The sequence below is a fragment of the Mycobacterium botniense genome (genome assembly GCF_010723305.1).
Taxonomy (GTDB): domain Bacteria; phylum Actinomycetota; class Actinomycetes; order Mycobacteriales; family Mycobacteriaceae; genus Mycobacterium; species Mycobacterium botniense.
Genome location: NZ_BLKW01000004.1, coordinates 192,038 through 205,601, shown reverse-complemented (window position 1 = coordinate 205,601; position 13,564 = coordinate 192,038). Strand labels below are relative to the sequence as shown.

General features: G+C 64.5%; 12 protein-coding genes and 1 tRNA gene. 6 read left to right on the top strand and 7 right to left on the bottom strand.

Features of this window, described 5'->3' with window-relative positions; translation table 11 throughout:
* Positions 1 to 66: 66 nt before the first annotated feature.
* From G6N08_RS11175 to G6N08_RS11150, 6 genes are all read right to left on the bottom strand, one after another.
* Positions 67 to 1,125: an NAD(P)H-dependent amine dehydrogenase family protein gene (locus G6N08_RS11175; RefSeq protein ID WP_163757297.1), complete on the bottom strand. Its 1,059-nt coding sequence runs from the start codon at positions 1,123 to 1,125 to the stop codon at positions 67 to 69.
* A 51-nt stretch (positions 1,126 to 1,176) separates the two neighbouring features.
* Complete coding sequence (locus G6N08_RS11170; protein ID WP_163757295.1) at positions 1,177 to 2,808, bottom strand: long-chain fatty acid--CoA ligase; 1,632 nt, start codon at positions 2,806 to 2,808, stop codon at positions 1,177 to 1,179.
* A gap of 163 nt (positions 2,809 to 2,971) precedes the next feature.
* On the bottom strand, positions 2,972 to 3,199 hold the full coding sequence (locus G6N08_RS11165) for a YncE family protein (protein WP_163757294.1): 228 nt from the start codon (positions 3,197 to 3,199) through the stop codon (positions 2,972 to 2,974).
* The gene (locus G6N08_RS11160) at positions 3,181 to 4,071 is read right to left on the bottom strand and encodes a YncE family protein (protein WP_163757293.1); all 891 of its coding nucleotides are present in this window, start codon (positions 4,069 to 4,071) and stop codon (positions 3,181 to 3,183) included. The genes G6N08_RS11165 and G6N08_RS11160 overlap by 19 nt, the downstream gene beginning before the upstream one ends.
* A gap of 540 nt (positions 4,072 to 4,611) precedes the next feature.
* Entirely contained in the window at positions 4,612 to 4,914 is a 303-nt protein-coding gene (locus G6N08_RS11155; protein ID WP_163757292.1) for a DUF732 domain-containing protein, read from the bottom strand.
* A 548-nt stretch (positions 4,915 to 5,462) separates the two neighbouring features.
* Positions 5,463 to 5,536 (bottom strand) — tRNA-Leu (locus G6N08_RS11150).
* Positions 5,537 to 6,330: 794 nt separating this feature from the next.
* Here G6N08_RS11150 and G6N08_RS11145 point away from each other — a divergent pair.
* The 6 genes from G6N08_RS11145 (at position 6,331) to G6N08_RS11120 (ending at position 11,823) form a co-directional block, all read left to right on the top strand.
* Complete coding sequence (locus G6N08_RS11145) at positions 6,331 to 7,242, top strand: PPE family protein, SVP subgroup (RefSeq protein ID WP_163757291.1); 912 nt, start codon at positions 6,331 to 6,333, stop codon at positions 7,240 to 7,242.
* 46 nt (positions 7,243 to 7,288) lie between these two features.
* Positions 7,289 to 8,491 carry a PPE family protein gene (locus G6N08_RS11140; protein WP_163757290.1) on the top strand — a complete coding sequence of 401 codons (1,203 nt, stop codon included), beginning with the start codon at positions 7,289 to 7,291 and terminating at the stop codon, positions 8,489 to 8,491.
* Positions 8,492 to 9,526: 1,035 nt separating this feature from the next.
* Positions 9,527 to 9,826 (top strand): PE family protein, encoded by a 300-nt coding sequence (locus G6N08_RS11135; protein WP_163757288.1) that lies wholly within the window; start codon positions 9,527 to 9,529, stop codon positions 9,824 to 9,826.
* A gap of 14 nt (positions 9,827 to 9,840) precedes the next feature.
* Positions 9,841 to 11,082: a PPE family protein gene (locus tag G6N08_RS11130; protein WP_163757286.1), complete on the top strand. Its 1,242-nt coding sequence runs from the start codon at positions 9,841 to 9,843 to the stop codon at positions 11,080 to 11,082.
* Positions 11,083 to 11,222: 140 nt separating this feature from the next.
* The gene (locus G6N08_RS11125; protein WP_163757283.1) at positions 11,223 to 11,519 is read left to right on the top strand and encodes a WXG100 family type VII secretion target; all 297 of its coding nucleotides are present in this window, start codon (positions 11,223 to 11,225) and stop codon (positions 11,517 to 11,519) included.
* Between the two features lie 19 nt (positions 11,520 to 11,538).
* Positions 11,539 to 11,823 carry a WXG100 family type VII secretion target gene (locus G6N08_RS11120; RefSeq protein ID WP_163757281.1) on the top strand — a complete coding sequence of 95 codons (285 nt, stop codon included), beginning with the start codon at positions 11,539 to 11,541 and terminating at the stop codon, positions 11,821 to 11,823.
* A 70-nt stretch (positions 11,824 to 11,893) separates the two neighbouring features.
* Here G6N08_RS11120 and G6N08_RS11115 read toward each other — a convergent pair whose 3' ends face one another.
* Complete coding sequence (locus tag G6N08_RS11115; protein WP_163757279.1) at positions 11,894 to 13,225, bottom strand: PPE family protein; 1,332 nt, start codon at positions 13,223 to 13,225, stop codon at positions 11,894 to 11,896.
* Between the last annotated feature and the right edge of the window lie 339 nt (positions 13,226 to 13,564).

Below are 13,564 nucleotides of genomic sequence, written 5' to 3'. Positions count from 1 at the left end.
CGGTAGTTCAGCCCACCAGCTGGACCACCGTTGCCCCATACGGGCGCACCCGCGATCGCGGTGCCCTCAACGCGCTAGCCCGGCTGCGGACCGTCCGGTGATAAGCGGCAGGTCGAAGAAACCTTGGATGCCCGCCGGGGCCGCGCACACCGCCGGAACCGCGTTCACGCAGTGCGCGGCGGTCGCCACGATGCCGGGGTTGCTCTTCAACCCTGCTTCGACACTGTCCGGTTGCCACCCTTTGATGGTGACGAAAGTGTCCGGATTCCCGCGCACTTCGATCTCGTAGCGTTCCCCCGCCGGCCCAAAAGACCATGGCGGGTCGAGGTTTTGCTGACCCATCAGCCAGTTCACGGTGATCCGTACGACGACCTCGTCGCCGACCAGCGCCTCCCAGTGGAAACGACGCCCGGCGACCTGGCCGGGCTCGATCACCCCGATCGGCGAGTCGATCGGCGCGGTTGCGACAGCCACCTCCTGCGACGCGCGGATCTCGGGGTCAGCGGCGAACCCCAACCTGTCGACGCACAACCGCACCGATTGGATGAACCCACCGTCCAGGAGCTTTTGCATCGGACCGGTCAACGCACTCTCCGGTGTTCCGCCGAAACCCATCACATAGCGCAGCACATCCGGCGCTCCATACGTTCGCAAATCCGAAAACTCTTCGGAGCGAACAAAAGTCACACCCGTGGACATCACCGACAGCATCAGGGGGAACAGTTCGGTCACCGCACCGGGTCCGATGCCCGCGCCGTGCAGCGTCGCATTTCCGGCCTGTGCCGCGACCTCCAGCGGGGCGGCCTCCTTCTCGCTCGGGTAGAACCAGCCCACCGGGGTGACGACGTTTTTACCCGACCGTAGCAGTGCCGCGACGTCCTCGACGTTAGGCAGCAGCGGCGCGTAGATCACTGCGTCGGCGTCGAGCGCCAGCACATCATCGACGTTGTTGGTGGTCGTCACGCCTAACGGCGCGGTCCCGATGATCTCGCCGACGTCTTTACCGCTTTTGGCTTCCGAATGCACCCAGCATCCAGCCAGTTCGAGCTCGGGATGTTCCAGCACCCCTTTGATCGCGGCCACGCCGACCGATCCGGTCGCCCACTGAACGACCCGCAGACCCATGAGATCCCCTTTCTCCTTCCCCGACCAGCCGAGAAGCACCGTGTCGCGTACTCAGTCGCGGACCTCGCTTACTGCGTAGTCGTTCTGGGCATACCGTGCGCGAATGGCTTTCTTGTCGAATTTGCCGACGCTGGTGCGCGGAATCGCATCGACGAAGGTCCACCGCTCCGGCAACCACCACCGAACAACCTTGTCCGCGAGGAAGGCTCTCAGCTGTTCGGCACTGACCGATGAGCCCTCCCTCGCCACGATCACAGCCAGTGGCCGCTCCTGCCAGCGCTCGTCGGGAACCCCTACTACCGCGGCCTCGATCACATCGGGGTGAGCGATCAGCACGTTTTCTAATTCAACCGAGGAGATCCATTCTCCGCCTGACTTGATGACGTCTTTGGCGCGGTCGGTCAACGTGATGAAACCCTGCGGGTCGATACGCCCCACATCGCCGGTGCGGAGCCAGCCGGAGTCGAATTTGGACTCGTCGCGCCCCAAATAGTAGGAGCCGGCAATCCACGGGCCGCGAACCTCCAGTTCACCGACGGCCTTCCCGTCGTTGGGCAACACGGTGCCGTCGTCGTCAACGATGCGGGCTTCGACACCGCACACCGGCTGCCCCTGGGTTGCGCGCAGCGCCCAGTGCTGGTGGTCCGGGGTCCCCGGGGGTGGCCACGCCATGGTGGCCATCGGCGAGGTTTCGGTCATGCCCCACAATTGCCGAATCTGCACACCGTATTTCTCTTCAAAAGTGCGCATCAGTGACATCGGAACCGCTGAACCACCGCAGGCCACCAATCGAAGCGACGATATGTCGTGGGCAGGATCTTTCTCCAAGTAGTGCATGACGTCGTTCCAGATCGTCGGAACCGCGCCGGCAACCGTCGGCCGCAGTTTCTCGATCATGCCGATCAACGATCGGGCATCGAGGTGGCGATCGGGCAGCACCAGATCAGCACCCGCCATCAACGCCGCATACGGCAGACCCCATGCGTTGGCGTGGAACATCGGCACAACGGGCAGCACGCAATCGGTTGACCCGATCCCGATGCCGTTAGAGGTACACACCGCCATGGCATGCAGGAAACTTGAACGATGGCTATAGACGACGCCCTTCGGGTTGCCGGTGGTGCCGCTGGTGTAACACATCGCGGCCGCGGAGTACTCATCGAGATCCGGCCAACTGAATTCGGTGGACTCTCGTGCCAGCACGTCGGCGTAGCGCAGCACGGTCTTACGCCCGTGCTCGAGCGGGGCGGTGTCGCCGTCACCCACGGCGATCACAGTGTGCACACTATCCAGACGCGGCAGGATGGGCGCCAGCAGCGCGGCCAGCGACATATCGACCACGATGACCGCGTCTCCGGCCTCATTGGCGATATAAGCGATCTGGTCGGCGAACAGCCGGATGTTGAGGGTGTGCAGCACCGCACCCATCGCCGGTACGGCCAGATACGTCGTCAGATGTTCGATGTTGTTCCACATGAATGTGGCGACCCGCTGGTCGCCGGTGATACCGATGCGGCGCAACACGTTTGCCAACTGTGCCGCCTGCTGCCCCAGCTCGCGGTAGCTGCACTGGCGGTAACCGCCCTCGGTCGCGGCGGTAACGCGGCGCGCTCTGTGGACGCTGGTGGCATGCCTGAGGATAGCGGTGATCGTCAACGGGTAGTTCTGCATGGTGCTATGCATGGATGGACCGCCTCACCTCGGCGCTGCGTCACCTTGTGTCACGTGGGGATGCTAGCTCTGGGACCGGCCGTTATCGAGACCGCCTGGCAGATGTCCTGGTCAGATGTGGTCGCACGCAGGGGATCACCCACCGGTGGGCCAACGCCGGTCACCTGGCTGTGATCTAGAGTCGCACTCGCTCCGGCAGACGACATTCGCCGGCGGCGCATTCCCCGTCGGCGGGGTCGACGGCACTCGATGCGCTGACCGCGTCGATCGCTACCACGGTGACCGAGCCGCGGTGGTCGGCGACGTACAGGCAGGTTCCATCGGGGCTTTCGACCACACATGAGGGCTCCCCACCGACACCGAGGCTGCCGATGATGTCGTGGGTCAGGGTGGACAGCACCATAACACCGCCGGTGTCGGTGAGGTAGACCCGCGCCCCGTCGCTGCTTGGTGTGAGCTGGGTGAGAAAGCCGCCAAGCCCGCGTATCGAGTATGTGCCGGTAACCAGGTGCGTGCCGGTGTCGATGAGGTCGAGCACCGGCCCGGCGTCCGCATCGCAACGGGCAACATAGGCGGTGCCTCCCGTAGGGCTGAGCGCGACATCGCTAATGGCAGATGGATCTCGATAATGTCAACGGCCTGTTGACGGCATGCGTCGATCACGACAATCCGACCACCGGATGGGCCGTTGGTCGCGAGGTACAAGCGTTCCGCGTCCGAACTGATGCGCAAACATTGCGGGGTCGTTCCTGGCGCACCCGCGATGGTGATCGCATCGACTCGCCCTGAGCCGGTGTTGAGGATCGCCACATCGGCGCAGTCGACTCCGGTACGGCTGAGGTAGACGCGCTGTCCGTCCGGGCCGATGGCCAGGTCACGCACACTGAGCGCGATCGGATAGACCGCGGCAACCGTCCTGGTGCACAAATCGACCGCCGCGATGGCGTCATATGCCGGCGATGCGGTGCTGATGTGCGCCCGGTCGGGTGCGGCCTCGCTCATGGCAACCGCAAAGGGTTCGGGGGTGCCGGCGACGGTGTCGACGACGGTGCAGGTGCGGGTGTCGACCACCGAAACGCTGTGAGCACCATGGTTCGTTACCACCAGGCGCCGACCGTCAGAAGTGATGTCCATCCCCCCGATAGGGCCGTTGTTCACAGCGACATCAGCGACCACGGTGAAACACCACCCGGTGCCGGCGTCGACAAACGGTGCCGCCGCGACCTGACGTTCGGCGCCGCCGGCCAGACCGACAACTTCAATTCCCTCATTCACATCGCTACCCAGCCATTTTCCATTCGTCGGCGGCAAACGTTCACGAGATTCGCAGACACACCGACTGCCCGGTTCGGGACCGTACGTATCCGCAGGTGCTGCTTCCGCGCGAGTGTAGCGGCCGGATTCGCTGCTGAGAGGATCGTCTTTTTCAACGGGTGTTACCTGCACCACGCTGCAGGCTCAAGATGTGCTTGAGCAAAACCTTTCGCAACATATCGGATCTCAGTCGGCAGCACACGCAGAAATGGGTTCGACCAGCAGTCTTGACCTGTCATAGTGTCGCCCATAGTGTCGCCGCACCCGGCGGAACGCGCTGCCGATGAGATCTTCTCAGGCTCTCAGCGCCATGTCCGAGGCGAACATCACAGCAGAGCTGTGCTACGGCCACCATCGCGACCCGGAACTGTCCCCGCACAGCGCGAATTCGAACAGACGAGCAGTGGCTGTCCCGCTGTGGATACAGCACAAATCCGTTAACCTGCGCGACGGCGCGTCGATTGCGGCCTCGGCCGGACCCGCGTTCCGCGCAGGTCCCGGTCAGAGATGTTCGGGGCAGTACGCGCTGGCCGCGATGCCAGCAAATTTTGCAGCATGCTCAACCGTGAATCCGGGATTGGTGGTGCGCACTGCGTTGACGGTGTCGATCGGAGAAAGACCGTTGTCCATGAGCTCACACACCGCTTTACCGGCCGCGATAGCACGGTCCGGCCCGCGATGGCTAAGACCCGCCTGCTCGAGTGCGGCAAGAAATCCCGCGTCGTTACCGGAGCGCTCGGCCTGCGCAGGGGCTGCCAGACCGACGGCGGCTGCGATGCTCGCCAGCACGAGTAAGCTTTTCATGGCTGTCATTCTGGCAGCGCGACGGTTACAGCCGTGTTACCGCTGTTTCACCATCCTCGAACGGAATGTTAAATCGGTGTTACCGGCTCGGTCGCTGGTGTCGCGCTCTTTTCAGGCAGCCCCGTTTCGGGGACGAGCCGTGGGTATGACGAGCGTCGCACCGCAGCGGGAGCTTACGGTGACAACGTTGACTTATTCTTCCAATTACCTTGCGTAGCAAGAGAATTACGCTCGATGGCGAGCGTCGCCACATAGGATCGCGCAGCTTGTCGGCGGCGGACGGTCACGCGGGCCGCCCGGTTGTGATCAACGACCTTCAGGCGTTGGTGTTCGCACGTTTGTGGGCTTCTTATTCGACTGAACGACTCGCGAGCTCACTTTTTACTGAGGCCCAACGTTTTTCATTGCTTGAGGGGAAGCCGAATACCACGGTGCTTGCAGCGGCACCGGGCGCCCGCTCGGCCTCTTTCGCCACCGCGGTGGCAACCCTTGCCAGCTCCACAGCTGAACGACAGTGTGAGTCGAAGGCAAAGCGGGTGCCTTTGAGGTGCCCCCACTGGGACTCGAACCCAGACTGGACGGATTTTAAGTCCGCTGCCTCTGCCGATTGGGCTATGGGGGCTTGGCGGTGAATCTAGCGCGGATCGACCGCGCCAGGGCACTGCCCCACCCGGCGCCTCCCGGGCACAAGAAATGTAACACGTGTCAACTATTTTTATGGTTCGCCTTTTCGTCGTCGGGACGTCATAATTGCCGCGACACGTGGCGTCGACGCCCCGCGGCATCATGTCGGGAATATGGTCGCCACCATGACAAAACTGTTCGTGTGCTATCCGCCCCTGGCCCCTCCCTCTTCCGGTATTTCCAACGCAGTAGCTCAGGCCAGCGCATTTTCCGGCCGGCGCTCGATGTGTTGGTGAGTCTAACCGTACCGTCCGACACACCCGCGGCCGCGCCGGGCGAACTGAACACCACAGCGGGCGTTGCCGTGCCCGGTCGGCCGGAGGCTTGTCGCAGCTGACAACACATCGCCGATAACCGCTAGCCGCCGGTGATATGGCGCATCGTCATGCGTGCGGTGCCGGCAGCGGACTCAGGTCCTGAAGACACGGTGCAGCAAACACACGTCCCCGGTCGGGCACTATAGTAAACGAATTATTAAAGAAATCTCACGGTCGGACTTTCCATCGTTGAACATCAACGGCGTGTAAACGAAATTTCACTGTTAATGGCACGAGGCGGTCATGTTAGCGATCAATTACCGTCATCGTCAGAAACCCGCGAATCTGTTAACACACAAGGCATGGCCGTTAAAAGATAGTTACTGCACCCTTCGTAGTGGAAAACTATCGGCGAAACTCATGACCGTACAGCGCGGTACGAATTCATCAGCAGCGTCTTTCCAAGGAGAACGTGATGCCTTTTGTGACCGTGCACTCTGCAGCGCTCGCCGCCGCGGCGAGCAAGTTGGCCGGTATCGGTTCGGCGGTGACCGCGCAAAACGCCGCAGCCGCAGCACCGACCACAGCGGTGGTCCCCGCGGCCGCTGACCAGGTGTCCGTGCTGCAGGCCGCGCTGTTTTCCGCTTATGGCCAGCTCTACCAGCAGATCAGCGCCCAGGCCACCGCCATCCATGAGATGCTCGTGCACACTCTGGGTGTCAGCGCCGCGTCCTACGAGACCACCGAGGCGGCTAACTCTGCGGCGGCCGGGTCGGGCTTGTCTGGGCTCGGCGGAATCCTGGGCGGGCTGACCGGGTCCGGCTCGCCGTCCAGCGCAATTTCGGCGGCCTGGAGCGCCTTCACCGGGTTCCTTGGTAATACCGGGCCCCTGGGTCCCTCGGGTGCGATGACCTCTGTGGTGATGAGCGAGATGGGGAATTTTGCCTCCGCGTATTCCGACGTCATCGCGCTGGGCGGTGGCGGCCTTCTTACCGCCCTCGCCGGGGAAAGTGAGGAGATCGGCGGCGTGGCCGGCGCTACGGGACTGGACGGAACGCTGCTGGCGGGTGCTGTGGGGCCGGCCGCTTCGGCCGGGTCAGGTGGCCCCGGTGCGATGCCGGTGTTGGCAGGTGTCGGCCAGGCGTCAGCGATCGGGGGGTTGTCGGTACCACCGAGCTGGGCCGCCGAGGCTGTCCCGGCGCCGAGCCCCGCCCCGGCGACATTGGTGGGCGCCGGCTGGACCACTGCCGCGCCGCACGCCGCCCCGGTGGCGACCATGCCGACCAGCATGCCGTCAGTGCCGTCGGCCGGCCGTGGCGGCTTGGGCTTCGGCACGCCGCGCTATGGCGTCAAACCCACGGTCATGCCCAAACCGGCGGTCGTCTAGCGGCCAGCCGATCACCAGCAAACGTAACGAGGAGCACATCGACCCCATGGATTTCGCAGCGCTACCACCCGAGGTGAACTCCGCTCTCATCTACTCCGGTCCCGGGTCGGGCCCGCTGATGGCTGCTGCGTCGGCCTGGACCAGCCTGGCCGACGAGTTGGCGACGGCGGCGGACTCGTACCAATCGGTGCTCGCAGAACTGAGCGGGGAGGAATGGCTGGGCCCGGCGTCGACATCGATGGCCACCGCGGCCGCACCGTATATCGCGTGGATGACATCCACGGCCGCGCAGGTTCAGCACGCCGCCGGGCAAGCCGCCGCGTCGGCAGCAGCCTACGAGTCCGCGTTCGCGATGACGGTGCCCCCGGCGGTGATCGCGGCAAACCGCGCTCAGCTGGCCGCCCTGGTGGCCACCAACTTCCTGGGCCAAAACACTCCTGCGATCGCGGCCACCGAAGCCCAATACGGCGAGATGTGGGCCCAGGACGCTGCCGCCATGTACGGCTACGCGGCCTCCTCAGCCGCCGCCGGGAAACTGACGCCGCTCACCTCCCCGAACCATGTCACCAATCCTGCCGGTCTCGCTGGGCAAGCCGCCGCCGTCACACACGCCGCTGCCAGCGCCACCAGCAATCAAACCGGGTTGATCGGGCTGATCTCCGAACTGCCCAGTGCAGTGGAAAGCCTTGCCTCCCCGCTCGCATCGGCTGTCGAATCATCCCCGATCGGGGCCATGGCAAACGCGATCAACAATTTTCTTGGTATTCCGTTCGTTTCCAATGTCATCTACAACGTGGGAGTCACTCTGGCCTGGAACGTCGCCATGATGACAGCGACATTCCCGCTCCTCGGACATTTCATTGCCGCCGCGCCAGCGGGGTTCACTGTCTCCGACGTCACCCCCCTGGACGGGGCCGGTCTGAGTGGCGGAATGGTGCTGGCAAGCGCGGCCGGCCCGGCGGGCGCTGCCGGTTTCGTCGACTCTCCGGTGCTGGCCGCCATGGGCTCGGCTCCCGCACTGGGCGGGCTGTCGGTGCCGGCAAGCTGGTCTGCAGCGGCGCCGGGCGGCACCGGCGCCGTCACGCTGGCAGGCACCGGCTGGACCGCGGCCGCCGACGAAGGCACCTCGGTGGCTGGCGTGCCGGCCGGAATGTCATCGCCGCCGTCAGCAGGGCGGGGAGGTTTCGGCTTCGGAACTCCCCGATACGGGTTCAAGCCCACGATCATGCCCAAAAAAGTCTTGGTGTGACGTGACGGCCGCTCACCCGCTGCCGTCACGTCGAACCCTGAAGCAGGGGCCGCGACTGGCCGCACCGCTGGAGGCGGCCGCGCCGGGGCACGATACGAGACAGGTCATCGGCAGCTGACCCCCCGGACCGAGGGTGGCCCGAGCCGTGCTGACAGTGTCGTGTGTGCCGGCCCGTGCGGTGCGTCCAGCCGGATCAGCTGACGCGCCGGGTAGTTAAATGTCGCGCACACCGATCCGGCCGCAACCCAGTTCGGGTTGGACGGGTTGGATGTAGTGTGCCGAGCCGCCGCCGCAGTGCTGCCTCGAGTCCTTACTCTTCGACACACTGCTGTTCGCCCAGCCGGGAGCCGGTTTCGCTCCGTGTCACTGGTGCATGGCGCAGATCAGCGCGGCGCGCAGCTCATCGCCGGCGCATGGCGAAGCTCGGCGCCCCTGCGTCAAAGCGGACCGGGCTGCCCGGTCTCAGGGAGCGCTGCACAGTCGGCGTGATCCGGCGTGCTGCGTCGCACGTCTTCCTCGGCGAAACCTAAATCGCTTGCTCAACAACCCCTTCAGCTTTTCACGACGGGTAGCTGACTGCATCCGAGTTCCATGTGATGTGAAAAACACTGCCGACCTTCGCGTTCCGTCGAGCTTGCCGGAACCGCACCCGATGATGCCGACCACATCGAGGAGCGCCGGGCCCGCCGGTGCCCGCTCGCCACCGGTACGGTGCGGCGGCGATTAGAACAGCCGTGCCGGGTGCTCGGTGCTCGGGAGCTGCGAGCGGCGCTTGAGTCGACTGCGGCCCTGGCACCCTCGACGCGCCCGCCGGCGCATCAACATTCGTGGTTCGACAGACGAGGCCTTTCGACGCGAGAGCCAGATTAAGACGACATCACTGTGTTAAATATCGGCACCTGTTGTTAAAAAGCGGTTAATGACCTATCACTTCGGGTTGCCCCCGCGTCACAGTGGGAACCGTGCCATCTCTCGTGCGACAGCACCGTAGCGACCAGGTCTGCGGTGGGGTCGCTTGGTTTTCAGGAGGGTTTGATGTCGTTTGTCACCACACAGCCTGAGGCGCTGACAGCAGCGGCAGGCAGCTTACAGGGAATCGGCTCGGCGATGGCGGCCCAAAACGCCGCTGCGGCTGCACCAACGACCGGCGTGGTTCCCGCTGCCGCAGACGAGGTATCAGCGTTGACGGCAGCGCAATTCGTTGCACACGCTCACATGTACCAGGCGGTCTGTAGCCAAGCCGCGGCAATTCACGAGATGTTCGTCAACACCTTGGGCGCCAGCGCCGGTTCGTATGCGGTCACCGAGGCCGCTAACGCCGCTACAACACGTTAAAAAGGCTGAAAACAATGGATTTCGGAGCACTACCCCCAGAGGTCAACTCTGCGCGCATGTACGCCGGTCCGGGAGCGGCGCCGATGATGGTGGCGGCCTCGGCCTGGAACAGCCTGGCTGCTGAGTTAGCCTCGGCGGCAACGGGTTACCAGTCTGTGATCTCCGGGCTGACTGGCGAAGAGTGGCTGGGCCCAGCATCGGTGTCGATGGCCGCCGCGGCCGCCCCCTATGTGGCCTGGATGAGCACCACCGCTGCGCAAGCGCAGAAAGCGGCCACCCAGGCCACCGCTGCAGCGGCCGCATACGAGGCAGCGTTTGCGATGACAGTCCCGCCGTCAGTTGTCGCGGCGAACCGCGCTCAGCTGGCGGCGTTGGTCGCGACGAATTTCCTGGGCCAAAACACGCCGGCGATTATGGCCACCGAGGCCCACTACGCCGAGATGTGGGCCCAGGATGCCGCGGCCATGTACGGTTACGCCGCGAGTTCGGCCACCGCCTCGCAGTTGACGCCATTCACCTCCCCAACACAAACCACCAACCCGGTTGGGATCGCCGGGCAAGCCGCCGTGGTTGCCCAGGCCGCCGCCAGCGCGGGGGGTGCTCAAACCCAAACTCACATCGCGCAATTCATGTCGACACTACCCAGCGTGCTGCAGAGCATGTCATCGCCGGCGTCATCCACTGCCCCGGCGTCATCGAGGCTGGGCGGTATCGGCGCGATCCTGGCAGCTCTGGGATCTGCCAGCGCGTCGACGGACTACCCGTCGGTGGTTTTGAACGGCCTTTCCTCCGGAAGCGCAACAGCCATGATGTATATACCGTCGACGTTGATCCCGAACATGATTGGTTACTTCGCCGGGCCGGGTGGAAACGCGGCCGGCGGTCCGGTCGGACCTCTCGGCGGCGGCCTTGGGGCCTTGCTCGCTCCCAGCGGTCCGCTCAGCGCCCTGGGCGCGCTGGGAGGCGGTGCGGCCGGTTCGGCCAGCGCCAGCACTTCGGCGGTGAGCGCCGGGATAGGCCACGCGTCGATGGTCGGGGCACTGACGGTACCGCCGAGTTGGGCCGCGACAACCCCGGCAAGTGCCGCGGCTTCCGCGTCACAAGGCACCGGCTGGGCTGCGGCCCCCGAAACCCACCTGGCGGCCATGCCGCCCGGTATACCGACGGGCGGTATGGGCAACCGCAACTTCGGCTTCGGCGCGCCGCGATACGGTTTCAAGCCGACAGTGATGGCACGCCCCGTGGCTGCCGGATGACAGCCAGGACCGCGCACGGAAACACACTGAAAAAAGAAATTACGCCACCTCTTAGACGCCAACCGTTTACCATCGTGTCGTAGTGTCCCGGTATCACAGTAGCCGCTCGCCAACCCCGAACAAGTAAAGGAGTGAGTAGGGTGCCTGCGCGTTTTATGACGGATCCGCATCAGATGCGGGCGATGGCTGGGCGTTTTGATGTGCACGCTCAGACGGTGGAGGATGAGGCCCGCAAGATGTGGGCGTCGTCGCAGAATATTGCCGGTGCCGGGTGGAGCGGGACCGCGCAGATGACGTCGTATGACACGATGGGTCAGATGCATCAGGCGTTTCGCAACATTGTGAATATGTTGCATGGGGTGCGTGATGGGCTGATTCGTGACGCGAATAATTATGAGGCTCAGGAGCAGGCCTCTCAGCAGTTGTTGAGCAGCTAGGGCAGAGGAGTTTTGGGTTATGACGATTAATTATCAGTTTGGTGATGTGGATGCGCATGGCGCCACGATTCGTGCTCAGGCGATGGCGTTGGAGGCTGAGCATCAGGCGATTGTGCGTGATGTGCTTGCGGCTGGGGATTTTTGGGGTGGTGCCGGTTCGGCGGCTTGCCAGCAGTTCATCACCGAGTTGGGTCGCAACTTTCAGGTGATCTACGAGCAGGCCAATGCCCATGGTGCCAAGGTGCAGACCGCCGGCTCCAATATGGCCGACACCGACGCCGCCGTCGGCTCCAGCTGGGCCTGACCAAGCCACACACCATGGCCGCACCCCGACGGGGTGCGGCCATGGTGTGTGTGCTGATCACTAGAACTCGTTACCCGGTGGACACCGAATGGCCGATCACTCTGGGACGAAACCCGATTTGAGGAACGCCCCCAACGACCTCACGGCCGGCCAGACCCGGTATCGACATGGTGGGAATGCTCGACTTGCCTGCCGCTGCCGCGGAGACGGCCCCGAGACCACCGGGCGGTAAGGGCATCGCGCTCGCCGGGCCCATCGTCGCTGCCGAAAGCAGTTCGCCCCAGCCCTGCGGCACTGACATGATGCCCAGCGAACCTGCCTGCCCCATGTGCGCCGCGGCAGCACCCAAGCCACCCAAGGGTGCTAACCCGACTCCCCCGCCTACCCCCGGCGGCACGACTCCCAGCGGCCCCAGCCCACCGGATTCGGTCAGCTCGTCGGCGCCCAACAACTCAAGCCCGACACCGATCGTGTCCAGACCGACACCGCCCCCGTCGAGTCCGGCGAAGCCTGCCGCATCCATGCCGAAGCCCGCGGTGTCCTCGGCCAGGCCGATCGACTGCCCACTGGACGCGGCCGCCAGCGGTGATGACAAGGCCGCACCCGCAGCGGCGCCCTTCCCGGCGCTTTTGAGGGCGCTTTTACCCGATGCCCCGGTGAGCCCCGGTAGTACGCCGGCCGGTGCATATCCGGCGCAGGAAGCCCCCGACGACACCAGCGACTGCGATAGTCCCGCAGTAGGCGCAGCGGGAGACGACAGTCCCTGCAGGGCCCGGGGTATCGCGGATACAGCCGGGATTGCCGTGTGCGTGCGAGTGCCAGTCGCGGCACCGGCGGCTCCAGCCACGGCGACGGCCTGTCCGGCCAACCCACTGCGGTGAGCAGCGGGCTGCGGCGAAGTGAACGGTGGCAATGTCGCGGCTGCTGCCGAGTTGCTGGCATACCCGTACATAGCGGCGGCGTCTTGGGCCCACATTTCGCCGTATTGCGCCTCGGTGACCGCGATTGCCGGGGCATTCTGCCCCAGAATGTTTGTCGCCACCAATGCCGTCAGCTGCGCGCGGTTGGCCGCGACCACCGGCGGCGGCACAGTCATGGCGAAAGCCGTCTCGAAAGCACTTGCGGCCGCCCTGGCGTGATTCGCCACCTGCTCGCAGTGGGCGGCGGTGGCGGTTATCCAGCTCACATAGGGCGCCGCCGCAGCGGCCATCGTCGACGCCGCCGCGCCCTGCCAGGTCCTGTCCACCAGTGCGGTAATCACCGACCGGGACGAGACCGCCGCCGAGTACAGGCCGGCGGCGAGGTCGTCCCAGGCCGCCGCGGCTGCCAGCATCGGCTCCACACCCGGGCCGGCGTACATCCGCGCAGAGTTGATCTCCGGAGGTAATGCACCGAAATCCATTTCTCTTGACCTCCTGTTTCAGTCGCCGTGATCGCTTAAGCGGTCCGGTGGCCGCATCTGTGACGCACGTCGCAAACCCGATTCCCTGCCGGGCCGCTGACAACTCGTTGCATTCCCGGACCCGAGGGCAGCAAAAATGTCACGAATAGCATTGGCTCTCAGGTCTTTTACGCATCACTGCTTGTCGCCACCGCTGGCCTGCCACCGAAATATCGAACTCATCGCTACTGCGTTTTCCCTGTGATCGAAGTAGACGAATGTTGTTCGTGCACAAGCTATCAGCTTGTCAACGAAACGATTGCGGACTGGTAATTCTCAGCAATTACACTGACTCACACT